The sequence below is a fragment of the Fictibacillus sp. KU28468 genome, assembly GCF_026153615.1.
GTDB classification, from domain to species: domain Bacteria; phylum Bacillota; class Bacilli; order Bacillales; family Fictibacillaceae; genus Fictibacillus_C; species Fictibacillus_C marinisediminis.
Window position 1 is genome coordinate 132,192 of record NZ_CP110666.1, and the last position, 15,130, is coordinate 147,321.

At 43.5% G+C, this 15,130-nt stretch carries 17 protein-coding genes; 10 read left to right on the forward strand and 7 right to left on the reverse strand.

The features are described from left to right. Nucleotides 1-4 precede the first annotated feature (4 nt). From OKX00_RS00710 to OKX00_RS00725, 4 genes are all read right to left on the reverse strand, one after another. The gene (locus OKX00_RS00710) at nt 5-913 is read right to left on the reverse strand and encodes a Gfo/Idh/MocA family protein (RefSeq protein WP_265409023.1); all 909 of its coding nucleotides are present in this window, start codon (nt 911-913) and stop codon (nt 5-7) included. A gap of 61 nt (nt 914-974) precedes the next feature. Next, nucleotides 975-1,352: a VOC family protein gene (locus OKX00_RS00715; protein WP_265409024.1), complete on the reverse strand. Its 378-nt coding sequence runs from the start codon at nt 1,350-1,352 to the stop codon at nt 975-977. 53 nt (nt 1,353-1,405) lie between these two features. Continuing rightward, entirely contained in the window at nt 1,406-1,873 is a 468-nt protein-coding gene (locus OKX00_RS00720) for a helix-turn-helix domain-containing protein (protein WP_265409025.1), read from the reverse strand. Further along, a complete protein-coding gene (locus tag OKX00_RS00725) occupies nt 1,870-2,238 on the reverse strand; it encodes a hypothetical protein (protein ID WP_265409026.1) in 369 nt (122 codons plus the stop codon). Before OKX00_RS00725 ends, OKX00_RS00720 begins: the two co-directional genes overlap by 4 nt. A 230-nt stretch (nt 2,239-2,468) precedes the next feature. Between OKX00_RS00725 and rlmN the strand changes: the two genes are divergently transcribed. From rlmN to OKX00_RS00740, 3 genes are all read left to right on the forward strand, one after another. Then, a complete protein-coding gene (gene rlmN / locus OKX00_RS00730; protein ID WP_265409027.1) occupies nt 2,469-3,536 on the forward strand; it encodes a dual-specificity RNA methyltransferase RlmN in 1,068 nt (355 codons plus the stop codon). Nucleotides 3,537-3,572: 36 nt separating this feature from the next. Next, a complete protein-coding gene (locus tag OKX00_RS00735; RefSeq protein WP_265409028.1) occupies nt 3,573-3,812 on the forward strand; it encodes a hypothetical protein in 240 nt (79 codons plus the stop codon). A gap of 101 nt (nt 3,813-3,913) precedes the next feature. Then, nucleotides 3,914-4,396, forward strand: a complete 483-nt coding sequence (locus tag OKX00_RS00740) for a hypothetical protein (protein WP_265409029.1) — start codon at nt 3,914-3,916, stop codon at nt 4,394-4,396. 50 nt (nt 4,397-4,446) lie between these two features. On the opposite strand, the gene OKX00_RS00745 is transcribed toward OKX00_RS00740, so the two are convergent. From OKX00_RS00745 to OKX00_RS00755, 3 genes are all read right to left on the reverse strand, one after another. Beyond that, entirely contained in the window at nt 4,447-6,348 is a 1,902-nt protein-coding gene (locus OKX00_RS00745; protein WP_265409030.1) for a PhoX family protein, read from the reverse strand. A gap of 147 nt (nt 6,349-6,495) precedes the next feature. Beyond that, nucleotides 6,496-8,148, reverse strand: coding sequence for a glycosyl hydrolase family 28-related protein (locus OKX00_RS00750; RefSeq protein ID WP_265409031.1), 1,653 nt, complete (start codon nt 8,146-8,148; stop codon nt 6,496-6,498). Between the two features lie 119 nt (nt 8,149-8,267). Continuing rightward, nucleotides 8,268-8,447: a small acid-soluble spore protein H gene (locus OKX00_RS00755; RefSeq protein ID WP_062238123.1), complete on the reverse strand. Its 180-nt coding sequence runs from the start codon at nt 8,445-8,447 to the stop codon at nt 8,268-8,270. A 753-nt stretch (nt 8,448-9,200) separates the two neighbouring features. Between OKX00_RS00755 and OKX00_RS00760 the strand changes: the two genes are divergently transcribed. The 7 genes from OKX00_RS00760 to OKX00_RS00790 all read left to right on the forward strand — a co-directional run bounded on the left by OKX00_RS00760 (nt 9,201) and on the right by OKX00_RS00790 (nt 15,127). Next, nucleotides 9,201-10,397, forward strand: a complete 1,197-nt coding sequence (locus tag OKX00_RS00760; RefSeq protein ID WP_265409032.1) for a ParM/StbA family protein — start codon at nt 9,201-9,203, stop codon at nt 10,395-10,397. Between the two features lie 29 nt (nt 10,398-10,426). Next, nucleotides 10,427-10,744 carry a hypothetical protein gene (locus OKX00_RS00765; protein WP_265409033.1) on the forward strand — a complete coding sequence of 106 codons (318 nt, stop codon included), beginning with the start codon at nt 10,427-10,429 and terminating at the stop codon, nt 10,742-10,744. A gap of 872 nt (nt 10,745-11,616) precedes the next feature. Then, complete coding sequence (locus OKX00_RS00770; RefSeq protein WP_053356357.1) at nt 11,617-11,961, forward strand: lmo0954 family membrane protein; 345 nt, start codon at nt 11,617-11,619, stop codon at nt 11,959-11,961. 18 nt (nt 11,962-11,979) lie between these two features. Next, entirely contained in the window at nt 11,980-12,624 is a 645-nt protein-coding gene (locus OKX00_RS00775) for a PspA/IM30 family protein (RefSeq protein WP_265409034.1), read from the forward strand. A 100-nt stretch (nt 12,625-12,724) separates the two neighbouring features. After that, a complete protein-coding gene (gene liaF, locus OKX00_RS00780; RefSeq protein WP_265409035.1) occupies nt 12,725-13,459 on the forward strand; it encodes a cell wall-active antibiotics response protein LiaF in 735 nt (244 codons plus the stop codon). Then, nucleotides 13,456-14,502, forward strand: a complete 1,047-nt coding sequence (locus tag OKX00_RS00785; protein WP_265409036.1) for a sensor histidine kinase — start codon at nt 13,456-13,458, stop codon at nt 14,500-14,502. Before liaF ends, OKX00_RS00785 begins: the two co-directional genes overlap by 4 nt. Beyond that, the gene (locus OKX00_RS00790) at nt 14,495-15,127 is read left to right on the forward strand and encodes a response regulator transcription factor (protein WP_053356361.1); all 633 of its coding nucleotides are present in this window, start codon (nt 14,495-14,497) and stop codon (nt 15,125-15,127) included. The genes OKX00_RS00785 and OKX00_RS00790 overlap by 8 nt, the downstream gene beginning before the upstream one ends. Nucleotides 15,128-15,130: the final 3 nt, after the last annotated feature.

Below are 15,130 nucleotides of genomic sequence, written 5' to 3' on the forward strand. Positions count from 1 at the left end.
TCTATTAAACTTTTGAATCTATAGCTTTTACGATTCTCTCACAGATCTCATGCGTTAAAAGCGAATCATCAATCGATGGATCAGGTAACTTATTATTTTGAATGCATTCGATAAAATGATCGACAATTTGATAGAAGCCTCGTTTATACAGCGTGGGCTCCCAGTCACCAAATTTAGACATGCTGATCTCTTTATTATGATAATGTGTGGTTTCCACCAGACTGTTAACGACATATTTATCGCTGCGAGTATGGTATTCAATGATTTCCTCTGTCACCCCGCCATTTCTGTTCATGATTCCCATAGCAATACATCCATCACCAATAAGCTGAATGATCAAGTGATCAAGCATTTCCCCATTCCTTAAAAACTGTATCTTTACATCCAACACCTCAGTATCCATTAAAAATCGAAGTGTATCTACCACATGGATAAAATCTTCAACAACAAATCTTCGTATAAAATCCGGAGACGAATATCTGTTTTTTTGCATAAGGATTAAGCTTGCTTTCCCGTGTTCTATAAGCTCATTCACCTTTGGTATAAACCTTCTGTTGAAACCAGCCATGGCGATACTGCCGCTTTCTTTTGCGAGCTTTACAATGTTCTCGGTTTCCTGAAGGCTCATGGATATAGGTTTATCTATGTAAGTATGGATTCCGCTTTTTAGCAGTTTTTCAGCGATTTCAAAATGTGCCTCTGTCGCTGTACTCACAAACGCTGCATCAATGCCCTTTGTTATGAGCTCATCAACTGTCGGTACCTTTTCCTGAATTCGATATTTTTCGGACAATCTATTGAGAGTTTCGGTATTCCTTGTACAAAGCACCAGCTCTATCCCTTCTTTTTCAGAAAGAACAGGCAAGTAGGCCTTTGCTGCAATGTCACCCAACCCAATAATTCCAATCTTCATCCCTTCACCTCATTCCTATTTCTAAAGTTACCTTATTTCAGGTATCCTTTCTTCTCCTTTTTTAAACCTCTGCCTCACTCATCAAGGCATGTGTATTTCCTTCTGTATCGTTAAAGAAAGCCATCCACGTTTCGGTTTGTCCCATTTTAGCAATCAGGTGAGGTTCGCTTACAAACGCAGCACCTTTTTTAAGCATATCTTCATAAGCACTCTTAATATGAGTCACTTGGAAATAGATGACGGAACTGGGATGGGCAAATGTTTCATTCTCAGGCAGGCTGAGCATTAAACGAAGGCCGCTGCACTCAAAGAATGCCATGTTTTTGTTTTGAAAAAGGAGTTGAAGCCCTAAGTCGTTTTGATAAAAATCAACGGCTCTTTCCAGGTCTTTTACAGGAACTCCAATCTGTCCAATTTTATGTATCGCTGTTACTTCCATTAACCATCTCTCCTCTTTTGTTCTTTCTTCTTCATCATAAATGGTTGTTGCTGCTATTTCTTATCCAAAATCACTTTTTTTCGAAACTGTAGCGGAGAGATCCCTGTATGCTGTTTGAACATTTTGCTGAAAGAAGAGGGGGTCTCAAATCCCAGGTTAAAGGCTATATCGGTCATCGTCTTTTCTGTTTTAATTAATAGTTGTTTAGCTTTTTCGATTCGCAGCGCTGTGACGTGCTGGTGAGGTGTGCATCCATAGATGGCCGAATAGTTCCTTAGGAGATGATTCGTCGATAGAGAAGCAGCTTGGGAAATCTGCTGTAAGGTTACCGGCTGATGATAAAAGGCGCGAATATATTCATGTGCGGTACTGATTCTTCTGTACAGTGCCTCCCGTGTTCCCATTTTTAACGAAGGCAGTGCCTCTGGCTCCATAACTGCATGAAACTGTTCCCTCACAATCGTTTCCATCAATTGCTGAAACTGTTCTTTCTTCCAAAGAGAATCGCTTTTTGTAGTCATATTTCCCCGGAAATAGTCGATTTTTGGGTAGAGAGAGCTGAAGAAAAGAAATCGACAGAATTTAGCGGTTTAAAAGGATCGGCCAAAAGATTGCCGGAATCAGCTTTCAACGTCCTCAGCACTTCCTCGGCAAGCCCTTTTCTGAAGAATAAACAGAAAGACTCCACCTCAGTTTCTTCTTCAATAGCAATCGTATAGGCACCTTCATTTAAAAGAAGATATCGGCCTTCTTCCACCGCAAAGAAACCCCGGTTCGTTTTGTAAAGGGCCCGGCCATACCTAAACGTTTTAATTGAAAGCTGTCCATCACCTTCCCAATAAAATTCATTGCTTTTGTCATGCAGCACGTAATTTTGGGATTCCATCCTACCCCCCCTAAGCAAGTACCTAATGCAATTATACATAAAATTGGAAACAAATGTCTTTCATTGCTTTTCAAGATTAAGAAGGATAAAGGATGGTCAGAATGGTCCAAAGAAGACAAAACAGCGCCACTGAATACCCAGACTTTTTATGGTAAGATAACAGGTGGTTACGAAATAGTATGCTGTCTTTTGGGACAGTTCATTATATGTTTTGAAAAGAGGGTAAAAAAATGGTAAAGGAATCCATCTATGGATTAACATTTGAACAGCTGGCTGCCTCGCTATTAGAACGGGGCCATAAACCATATCAAGCATCCCTGGTTTGGGAATATCTATATAGAAAACGAGTCACTTCCTTTTCTGAAATGAGCGATGTAAAAAAGGAATGCATCGAAATGCTTTCAGAAAGCTTCGAGTTCCAGACGATGCAGCAGCATGTGAAGCAGGAATCAGAGGATGGCACGATCAAGTTTTTGTTCAAGCTGCGGGACGGTAACTTGATCGAAACGGTATTAATGAAGCACAAATACGGCTTGTCTGTTTGTGTGACGACCCAGGTCGGCTGCAACATTGGCTGCAGTTTCTGTGCGAGCGGTTTACTGGCCAAAAGCCGCGACTTATCGAGCGGTGAGATCGTCGAGCAGATCATGAACGTCCAGCTTCATCTTGATCAAAGAAATCAGGATGAAAAAGTGAGCCATATCGTTGTCATGGGGATTGGAGAGCCATTTGATAACTTTGAAAATATGATTGATTTCATAAAAGTGGTGATTAATCATAAAGGACTCGCGATTGGCGCGCGTCATATCACGGTTTCTACAAGCGGACTCGCCAACAGGATTTATGAATTTGCTGACTCTCAGCTACCCGTGAATTTGGCGATCTCCCTTCATGCACCGAATAATGAATTACGGACACGCATCATGAAAATAAACCGTGCGATTCCTATTGAAAAATTAATGGAATCCTTGGATTATTATTTAGAAAAAACAAACAAGAGAATTACGATTGAGTACATTTTATTAAGAGATGTTAATGATCATAAGGAAGAAGCAGAACAACTCGCTGATTTGCTCCAGGATAAAAAGCAAAAGGTCTACGTCAACCTTATTCCGTACAATCCAGTAGACGAACACAGCCAATATCAGCGAAGCGAGGAGGAGTCTGTGCTGACGTTTTACGATACACTGAAAAAACGGGGCATCAACTGCAAAATCCGCCAGGAGCACGGTACTGATATTGACGCCGCATGCGGACAGCTGAGAAGCAAACAGATTAAAAAAGAAAAAGCGCAATAACGCTGTAAAGGGGCTGTCCAAGAAGTCTGGTAGCTGTTGATCTCTGCTCCAGGCTGCTCGCTTTCCGCGGGGCGTGCGGTGAGCCTTACCGGCGTGAACGCCTACTTTTTGGCGCAAGCGCCTGCGGGAGTCTCACCTGTCACGCTAGTCCCGCAGGAGTCTCGCACCTTGCACTCCAATCAACTTTTCATTGAAGATTTTTCACGTCAAAGGAGCTGCCTGAATGACTTTCAGGACAGCCCCTTTCTTTTTATTTGGATTACTTTTCTGCAGTGATTAGTGAGCGGTTGATAGGTCGAATAGTGCACAATACTAGTTATTCATCATATAGTTTTGGGTATAATCTAAAGCAAAGCTTTACATAAAAGGAGATAACCATGATTCCTAAAACGATAGAAGAACTGGAAGCCATCCGAACGGAATGTAGAGTGCTGGTTAATAAACGGGCGTCAGCTTCTGCGGCGGCCGCTGTTATCCCGATTCCCGGAGTGGATGTGGGTGCGGACATCACGATCATGATGGAATTGCTCCCGGCCATTAATGAGAAGTTCGGCTTGGCGCCCGGCCAGATTGAGAAGATGGATGCAACATTGAAAGGGAAAATCATTGTACTCATTACGTCAGCGGGCAGCCAGTTTGCTGGCAGAGTCGTAACAAAACAGATGATTTCTCTTTTATTAAAAAAGGCAGGTAAACGCATAGCGGTCAAACAGGTCACGAAGTTCGTACCTTTTGTAGGACAGGCTGTAGCGGCCGGTATCAGTTTTGCTGCGATGAAATATCTCGGTAATTCTCATATTGAGGAGTGCTATCAAGTCTGTAAAAAGATGATAGAAGAACAACAGCTGCCAGCACAATAATACAAAGAAAGCCCTATCCCGCATACGGGGTAGGGCTTTTATCATAAAGCTTATTTTGTTTTCAAATCTCCTGATGGAAGTCCTGAGAGGTAGCCGACTCCGCCAGTTTCCTGGATTCCTATGCCTTTTTTCATGGCATCTTCGAGCTTTTCCTTATCTACTGCTGTAATTTGTTTTCCATCCAGATCTTCACCCGGGTGCTGGAAGTTGCTAAGCAAATAGCGGGAATTCTTCAGCTGATCAACCGCCCGCAAGCCCGTTGCTTCAGCCCCTGCTGGAACAGAAAGTATTCTTGAAAGTTTTTTCGTTTTAACATTATAGGCCCAAACAAAGTTGTTGGTGTGATGCGAGCTGTCTTCACCGATAAATAGCGTGTCCATGTCATTGGAGAAGGTAAGATTATCTGGATTCGCTATTTTATCCGGATTGGCAGTATTGCCGTATGCATCAGATTTTGGAAGATCCTCACCGACAAGGAGACCCTTCATTTTTGAAGGCGCATAGCGGCTGGCGATACGGTTGCTGCTATGATCTTTTTGACGTCCATTGAGATCCAACTCAAAGGTTACTCCTGAATCAATAACCGGCAATTGGATGTCATCCTGCACGCCGCTAATATCTTCTTTTTTCATGCTTCCATTCTCGTAGGAGATGGCGATATACGCTTTTTTAGCCGCTTTGTTTACAGTAATGCCCTCCATTTTATTAAATTCAGAAGTGGCACCGAGCAATGCACCATATCGGCGTGCTTCTAAGAAAGCCGCAGCTTTTTCCATGCCTGGCTTCACTTTAAGATACTCGACTTTCTTGCTGGCCGCTGTTTTTACAGCCTTAAAGCCAGGAGCAGGCTTGTCCGAAGTTTCAAAGATATCGCTGAATTTTGTGCCGTTATCGATGATTTTCTTGACTTCTTTGTCTGTTGAGTGGCCAAGCTTGATCCACTGCAAGTCTCCTGCGCCTCCGTTATCGGAAGAGGTTTGCTTGAATTTTGCCGCATACAAAGTCCCTGCAGAGAAGTCTCTCTTCTGATCGGCGACATACATAAACATCATCGTATTCCCGCCGTCATCACCAAACAATGCAGTTTTTTGATCGGGCATCACCTGCATAATTTCATGTGAAAAACGCCCAGTGCTGTAATGCTTTACGACGTTCGTATTACCATCCGGCTTGATTGAGATCTCCGGAATCCATCCATAAAAATAAGGATTGGCTTTTGATTTATCTCCAAAGTAGCGCTGTGCAAAATTGGTGACATCACGATAGGAATCAGAAGAAGGATCTTCAAACGCACGGGCATCCGGCTCATATTCTTCAGAGCCAAGATGAGTTCCCCAATCTGTTGTGGAGCCGTTGCAAGGCGTCCAAAGGCCGTTCACGTTAGAAAAATCAATTTTTTTCGCATGGTTAACAGTAAGCTTGCCAGTTTTTTGATTCCGGTCCACTTGAGTTAGTGTCATGGATGCGGGGAGTCCTTTAATTTCGTTTCCGGCATTATCCATGGAATCGTACTCATAATGAGAGATAATGTAATCTTTTCCGGCAATCGTAATAAAACTATTGGAATCGGGTGCGTCAGAAATATAGTATGAAGGCTTGTCAGGCACGCTTCGATCAACGATAGGATTGCCTTTTGCATCAATAGGTGTACCTGCAGGAATCTTTTCGCCTTTGTTGTCTACAATTTTATCTTTGGATAGGAATAGCTGATTATAATTTAACGGAGTTTCTTTTACCGTACCGTCTTTGTACGTGATTTTTACTTTTGCATCGGTATATGTTCTTACCATGTTTTCAATTGTGCTCGGAGCTTTCATCGATTCAAATTCTATGTTCTTGATCGGGTTGTGGTTCTGGGGAAAGTGATGGTTCTGGGCAGTTGAAGCAAAGGCTGGAATGGCGCTTGAGGCCATAATTGCCAAGGATAAGCCGATTGAGACTTTTTTCTTCAATGTTGTTTCCTCCTCATTGAGTTTTCACACTCATTAAACCACTTTATTGTTAAGGAGATATGAAGAAATAGGGACTATATATTGAAAACTGGTTAAGAAATGGTTACAAGTTAAAGGAACTCGCTCCAATTTATTCTAAAAATCCTGCTACTTATTGACTATACAAATGGGAGTTTTGTAGCCGAGTGAATGAAAATCTTCAATTTTCGCGTGGGAATGGTCAACGACGAGTCCCTTGTTCCCCTTTTCGCAAACCGCTTGAACGTCACTGATTTTAATCGCCTGTATGTTAGAGCCGATGTGTATGGCAGTCGGTGCAGATTTTTGAATCCTTACCTTCCTGATTTCTACTAAATCTGCGCCATGAGGGCCGCCAAATACTTTAATGTCGGCTCCTGCCGTTTTAAAATCCCTGATGTTCAGATCATGAAGGATAATGTTCCGTGATCGGTACTGGACCGCAATGACCGGCTCTCCCCGGTAATCATATTCAGAATCTCCGATGACGGTAAAATGGTTGATGGCCACGTTTTTGTAAGCAGAGATCACCATTGCCCGGGGTGTTGAGTCCCTGTAGAGAGGAGTCCGAATTGGAGCAACCGCCACGATATGGCTGGCTTTAATATTAAACGCCGTCTTCGATTCAGGATCCGTTTCAACGTGGTGGCCGATATGGCGGAAATTATAAGAACGGTTGTCATTGATTGAGATATGCCCGATGATCTGTGTGTTGCTCGCGGCTGCAGAATTATGGTGTGCCTTGATTTCCACACCGCCGAAGCATCGTGTGGTCGAATTGTTAAGAAGCATGACATTTCGAGAGCCATCGTCCACTTCAATCCCGTTGGAGTTCGAGAATCCTTCTTTGTGGGCTCTTCCGCTTGGGTCACACAAATGGCAATTGGAAATGAGGATATTATCGCTGTGATGAGTTGTGATCCCATCATCGCCAAAACCATAGCCGTTCAGCTGATCAAGCCAAATATAGCGGCTGCTTCTGCGGGCCCGTGTAGCATCTCCGAAATAGGTATACACGGCAGATGATACATCAAAACAATGCAGACCGGGATTGATGCCTTCCACCTCTTTTACCCAGCCAAATGATACATGAGCAAACGTGAGGCAGCTAGACTGGTTATTGCCTGAAGCTGTCTTTTTGTTCGGATTCAAACGTTCCACATTCCAGTCCAGGCTCATCCCCTGGACATAAATATGATGGTTGCCATTCCAGTGGCTGGAGTTGGTCAACAGCTGACGGCTTCTGGGCGCCTTATCATGAAGCTTGATGGTGGTCACTCCCTTACCCGCACCGATCAGCATTGTATAGGAAGGGAGCCGGATTCCCCGAGTGACATATACACCTGCGGGAACAACAACTTTTACATTGCCGTTTCCGATGGCTTTTTTGAACGCTTCTGTGTCATCGGTGATACCGTCGCCAGCTGCGCCGTAATCCCGGACATTTTTCTCTTGTTCGATCTCCCTTTGCAGCTGAATAAATGCCTGATCGAGCTTCTTTTTCCAGTCCGGATAGATGCCTCCCTCTTGATCTGTTACAATTTGCGGGAGCGGTTCTTTGTTTTTATGCCATGCTGTGGAAAGCAAGATCTTCGGAAGACCATGCAGCAGGTTTTTAAATGAGAAGGATGGAGAATGCGTTGGTTCTGGCAGGGGATTCAGCTCCTGAAATAGGTTGTCTGTCTGGTTCAACAGGCTTTTTAGATCTTCTTTATTCTCAGAAAAAGAAGCAATGAGTTCTTTGTTTTCTTGCGGGTTATGATTTTTATCTAAATGAAGCATTTCGGGATCACCTCAGAATAATCAGCTGTTATTTTCAACATTATGTACTATTCCCGCTCTTATTCCAAGCTTAATCATTCTTCTTCCAAACAAAGAAAATACCCCTGTAAAAGGGGCATTTACTGTTCCATTAAACTGCTGAGAGAAACCTGCTTTTCATTTTCCGGCTGTCCGAGCGGGTAGATTCTGGCCGTTTCTCCTTGCTCGTCAACATGCTGGATGTAAATTGGTACACCATCACATGTAACGTTTGCCATTACCGGAGATGAGGCAATCTCTTGTGCACGCTGTTTGTTCATTTTAGGATCCCTCCTTTTCGTCTTTACTATGAACGGGTTAGAGTGTTTTTATTCGTTTGGTGATTTTGATGAAATAAACGCGTCGAATCCAGTCGAAAACACTCGTACTTATTCTGTTCGATAATAAAATTCCGGTTTTCAATAATAAATTTGGTTTTTCGATAATATATTGGAGATTCCGATAATAAAAAAGCATTTTCGATAATAAAAGGTTTACGGCGACGCTGCTGAGGGGGATGAGGCAGGGTTTTTATGGATTTAAAGTGATATACCGCCTAAAATGCGTCAGACAGGATCATCGGATTGACAACGATGATATACGCCATTGTCAGAAGGGTTGTAATACCGGCAAGGAACTCAGTTCGTACCGTCGTATTACGCTCATCTATGGAAAAAGAAGCATTAACTAATAGGTTTTTCCATAACGGGCTATTAGTAGACCAAAAAGTCACTGTACCATAAAAAGGTCCTGTAAGGTTGCAGGAAGTTTTTCCAATATAAGATTCAGAAGGTTCAGTCTGAATGAATTCTTAAAAAATAGGAGGTGTTACTCTAGAATTGTCAAATATTATTAAGTATAGGAGTGTCGGAATCTATTCAAAACGTTCGAAGTTCTATATAGTAGAACTTCAGCCATCTATATTCCAGTACCTCTATTTTTCAGGAAATATCGATACATAAAGCATTATATGGCTGAGTAATACCTTGTGTCACCAGGTAGTTTTAGATAAAATAATAGGAGGAATAGATACTATGCAATATCAATTTTTAGTAGGTAACGATAACGGAAACAGTGAGCATGACATTTATATCGATGGCCGTTTGTTTCAGCAGCCGAACGTAAACTGTGCCGTGGACCAGCTGCCATGGAGTGAAGAACAGGCTCCTGAAACGATTGTACGCAACCTTCAGGATAACTTAATCGTAACGATTGATTCCCCGGCAGCACGTGCGGGTATGTATTATGTAGGAAAGTTCGCGCTTGAAAGCGGTGAACTGATCGAAAACATTCAGGTCGGCGTAGATTACAAGTACGAGATTGACCTGCCAATCGTCAACACACTCGCTCAAATCGCAGCAGTAGCGGTACAAAAAGGATTTGCAGAAGAGAAAAAGCTTCCTGCATCCATTGATGTAACGGTTGATATGGCGACTGCGCTGCCGATCACACAGCACTCTGATGAATCAGCAGCTAAATTTGAGAAGCGTTTCATGAACGGCCCTCACCATGTGACGGTTCATGTTGGAAAGCAGCGCGTTACAGTTAAAGTAGAATTTGAGTTTGTAAAAGTTATTCCGGAAGCTACACCAGTAACCTTCTCTCTTCAAAAAGATGAAGACGGCAACTGGAGAAAAGGCGATATTTTTGACCAATTTATTGAAGCGTACGATATGCCGAAGAACTTCAACGGCAGCTTTTTTAAAAACAAAAAAATCCTTCACACAGATATCGGTGATGGTTCTACAGAGTATCCGATCACAGAAGGAAACAAATTTTTGCGCCAGTTCGTGCATGGCACCAACCATGGTGCAGGGTATGCGATCGAGGAAGCACTCAGTGAGTTCAACCGTTTGATCCACCTTCCCGACAGCCCGCGTCAATTTTTCAGTGACGTGATCAAGAACCCGAACCATAAATATCATGCGCGTGCGATGAAAACATTAAAAAGACCGCTTGAAGGACAAGCTCGCCAAATCATCAACAACATCCGCAAGCAGCTTACTAAAGCGAGAAACGAAATCGATTTAATCTGCGTTTATGGAGGCGGCAGCATCTTGATGAATCCGATTCTTTCTCCAATGCTTAAGGAACTTTGTGATGAGCGTGAAATTCAGCTTCTTTACATTCCTGCAAAATATGCAGTGACAATGAATGCAAATGGACTGGATGCATTCGTACGCGGAAAAATCTACGGTGCGATCAAGGATCGTGCGAAACAGCCGGTATAAGTCTCTAATTTAAATGGTAAGGGGGTGTAATGATGAAGAAACAAAAAAAGCCAGGCGACAATATTTCGTTAAAGACGAAGAAGAATGAAGCCCCCGCCATTATTGACTGGATCAACTCGCAAACGAACTTGATGGACTCGATCCGTTTTTTGGTCGAGAATGAGATCAAAGCGAACGGAGTCCGTAATCTGCAGCAGCATGTCCCCGCAGACCGCGGATTCTCGAATGAGGTTGCGGCAGGACTGCATGGACACGGCTATCAGGAAGATCCGAAGCATTCTCCGGAGTATGAAGATGTGATCGACGAAGAAGAGATCGATGAGGATGACATCGAATCCTGGACGTAAAAGATAATAGGTTAGTCAAGAAAGCCGGTTTGAGAGGATTACTCTCGAGCCGGTTTTTTTTATTTGTGTATTTTTAGCCCGTAAATATGAAATGAATGGGTCAAAATGTGTCGATATTTGTCGCGTATAAACGGTTCGAGAATAAGTGTGTCGGTTTTGAGAATAAATGAGTCCATTTCGAGAATAAACCGGTTCATTTCGAGAATAGAAATTTAGGTCGACCATTATTAAATCCATATTATTCCAAAAACAAGTCTGTCTATTAGGATACGGCACATAAATTTAAGCGAATCTCACTCCAATCAAGCCCCTAGTCAGACCAGATCATCCTCATTTACTCCAATTCATTTATTTTCTTCCAAAAAAGTACCCAAAAGGAGGCTAAACTCATCCGTTTTCATAAAAATACTTAAAAAGCTCGTTCCCTCATGAGGTCAAAAACATACATTTGCCGATTTTTCAGAACTAATTTTGAATGCATCTTCAATGGGACGGTTTGCCGGAGACGGGGAATGCATCCTCTTAATTAAAGGCTCTTTTTTAAAGGATTGTTGTTTTTAGAATATTTTTGTCTTCATTGACGAGTTGATTGGAATGCAAGGTGCGAGACTCCTGGTGAGACTAGGCAGGCGCTTGCGCCAGTAAGGCTCACCGGATGCCCCGCGGAAAGCGAACATCCTGAAACGGAAATCAACCACTCCTAAGAACAGCAATGGTTACTAAAACAGCCTAATTAACCCCCCTCCTATTATTAATAAGCCTATGGATTCTATGAAAATACGCCTCAAGTCGTACCTGAAAATATAGCCGGGGTACATTATAGAAAACCCGGAACGCAGGTAAGCTAGAACTATGAAAGGAGGTAACAACAAATGAAGAAATTTGGTTTGTTTGTACTCGGAGGAATTGCAGCGATCACCCTGCTGGCGAACATCGGCCACATGATTGGACTCGCAATCGGGTTAGTCATTTTATATTTTGCCGTTAAGGGTTTCATGAAGGCAGAAACAACATCTAAGAAAATCTTGTGGGGTGCTGCCGGCGTGATTGCAGCATGTGCAGCCATCTCCAATGTGCCGGCACTTTTAGGTGTCCTTGCCCTCTATGTGCTGTACCTGGTGTATAAAGGATGGAACGGCAAGAAAAGCGAAACAGGCTCAGCTGATGATCCGTTTGTAAACTTTGAAAAACAATGGGCAGAAATGAACAGAAACTAATAAAAGGAGAGAATGAACATGAGTACACTTTTTACAAGAATCAAAAATTCCATAGCAGCTGATTTTCACGAGATGCTCGATCAGAAGGAGCAGAAGAATCCGCTCTCACTGCTGAACCAATATTTGCGTCAATGTGAACAAGAAACGGACCGTGTGCGAAAACTGGTCGAACGTCAATTTATACTTACTGAAGAATTTACAAAAGAGTACAGAGAAGCAAAGTCACATGCTGAAAAACGAAAGAAGCAGGCGGATTTAGCACTTCAGGCTGGAGAAAGCGATCTGCATGAGTTCGCAGCCAACGAACAGCAGCGGTATGATGAGCGTGCAGCCCGCCTGAATGATGCTAAATTAGAGGCGAAGCGCGAACTGGAAGCGCTGGAGCAAAAGTTTGAACAGATGAAGCATAAGCTGAAAGATATGTATGTGAAGCGAATGGAGCTGATGGGTCGCGAAAACATCGCCCGAGCCCATCGAGGAATGAATAAAGTTCTGGATGCCGGAGCAGGTTCGAAGCCAGGCCTGAGATTCGACGAAATGGAACGCTATCTGGAGCGGCTGGAGCATCAGGTGAATACGGATTATCACTTCAATACGATCGATGAGCGGTTTGCACAGCTTGAAAAACAATGGAAAAAAGAAGAAAAAACTACGATTTCATAATTTAAAAATGGTATTCTAAAAGGCGTAGGGTACTGCGCCTTTTAGGACGTGTACCATTAACAATAAAGAGGAAAAACGAGAGAGATAGAGGGGGTGCACCATGTTTAACGAAAAAAAAACAGATTTGATCAGCTGGCTTCTTTTGATTGGTGTACTGCTTCTTATTCTTGAACTTTCATTTCGCGGAGGGGAATTGATTTTTATTTTTGCCCTCATGGCTGGCTGCATCTATATCGGAAGAAAAAAAATGCCTCGGACAATCGGGAAAGTGCTGTATTGGGGCGGATGGTTTGGATTGATCATCACCCTGCTGAACATGATGGCCTTTAAGTTTGTCATGATTGCGGTCCTTGTTTATCTGGTCATCCAGTTCTATCAATCTAAAAAAAAACCGTCAGTCATTGAGCCGGTCGTCCAAAACGAAGAGGATTCCCGGCTGTCCGAGTCACTTTTTACGAAACAGCCGCTGTTTAAAAATATACTGTACGGCCGGCAGCAGACCCCTGACCATGTGTATGAATGGAGTGACATTAACATCCAGTGCGGGATCGGGGACAGTGTCATCGATTTGAGCAACACCGTTTTGCCGGATGGCGAATCAGTCATTGCCATACGGAATCTTGCCGGAAACATTAAAATTCTTGTGCCGTATGAAGCGGCGGTTAGTGTTCATCATTCTGTGCTGGCTGGAAACACAACAATTTTTCAGCTTCATGAATCAAAAATATTCAATCAGCTTTTTCATTTTCAAACAGAGAACTACCAGGAGGCCCAGCAAAGAATTAAGATCGTTACATCCATGGTGGTCGGGGATCTAGAGGTGAAGCGGACATGAGTATTGTGCTGCGAAGTGTCCTCCTATCCATCGCCGTATCTCTATTGACCGCTATTCTGCTTTTCATTGCTGTGTTCATGGTGCACCCTTTCCCAGACCTGGCTACACTATGGGAACGGCAGCTGTTCGGCCTGCCATTTATACTGGTTGTGCCGGCTGCCAGTTTGGTTCTTGGTGTGTTTTTTGGTTTGCTGCATGGGTTTGCTGTCCGCAGACAGCTCAAACAAGTGGAAGAAGGCCTGCGTGAGATGGAGAACGGCAGGTCCATCTATCCTCCTTTACAAGCACAGGGAACAGAGATGGATGCCCTGTGGAAAAGAATGAAAAATGTACAGCGCCAGGTTACGGATCAGGCCAGGGCCTCACAAAAGCTGGCGAACGAAAAAGCAGAAGATCAAGAGAAAATCATTCAAGAGATGATCTCGAGAGAACGGCATCGTTTAGCACGTGAGCTGCATGATTCAGTGAGCCAGCAGCTTTTTGCCGCCTCCATGCTGATGTCAGCCATCAATGAGTCAAGGGAAGCTGAAGAAGCTCCTGAAAACAGGCAGCTGAAACTGGTGGAACAAATGATTCACCAGTCGCAGCTTGAGATGAGGGCGCTGCTGCTTCACCTCCGTCCTGCAGCTCTAAAAGGAAAGTCCTTGCAGGAAGGAATTAAAGAACTGTTAGCGGAGCTCGTTCAAAAAGTGCCGATTGAGATTCATGCAAAAATAGAAGAAATGCCGCTCGACAAGGGTGTTGAGGACCACCTGTTCAGGATTCTGCAGGAATCCGTCTCAAACACACTGAGGCATGCCAAAGCTACCTCTCTTGAAATTCTGCTGATCGAACGGGAAGAATTAATCATTCTTCGCGTAGCTGATAATGGTGTCGGCTTTGCTATGGACGAGGATAAAGCCGGATCCTACGGGCTTCAAAACATGCAGGAACGAGCGCTGGAAATCGGCGGCACGATGAAGGTGGTAAGTCTGCCCGACAAAGGGACGCGGCTGGAAGTAAAAGTACCAGTGATTTCGGTGGAGGATGATAAAAATGATTAAAGTATTGTTTGCGGACGATCATGAAATGGTAAGAATCGGTGTTTCATCCTATCTTTCTGCCCAGTCAGATCTTACGGTGGTTGGTGAGGCCGAGAATGGGAAGAAAGCCGTTGAACTGGCACTGGAGCTGCGCCCTGATGTCATTTTAATGGACTTGGTCATGAATGAGATGGACGGGATTGAAGCGACCAAAAAAATCATTGAGCAATGGCCGGAAGCGAAGATTATCATTGTGACCAGCTTCTTGGATGATGAAAAAGTTTACCCGGCGATAGAAGCAGGAGCGGTAAGCTATATGCTTAAGACCTCAAAAGCGAGTGAAATCGCCGAAGCGGTAAGAGCTACTTATCACGGCCAGTCTGTCTTGGAACCCGAAGTTACAGGCAAGATGATGAACCGTATGCGCCAAAAAAATCATCAACAGCCACATGAAGAGCTCACGAGCCGTGAGCTTGAGGTACTCCTTTTAATGACAGAAGGAAAATCCAATCAGGAAATTGCAGACCAGTTATTCATCGCACAAAAGACCGTTAAAGTACATGTGAGCAACATTTTAAACAAGCTCGATGTACAGGACAGGACCCAAGCCGTCATCTATGCGTTTAAGCATTCACTGGTTCAATGAGTT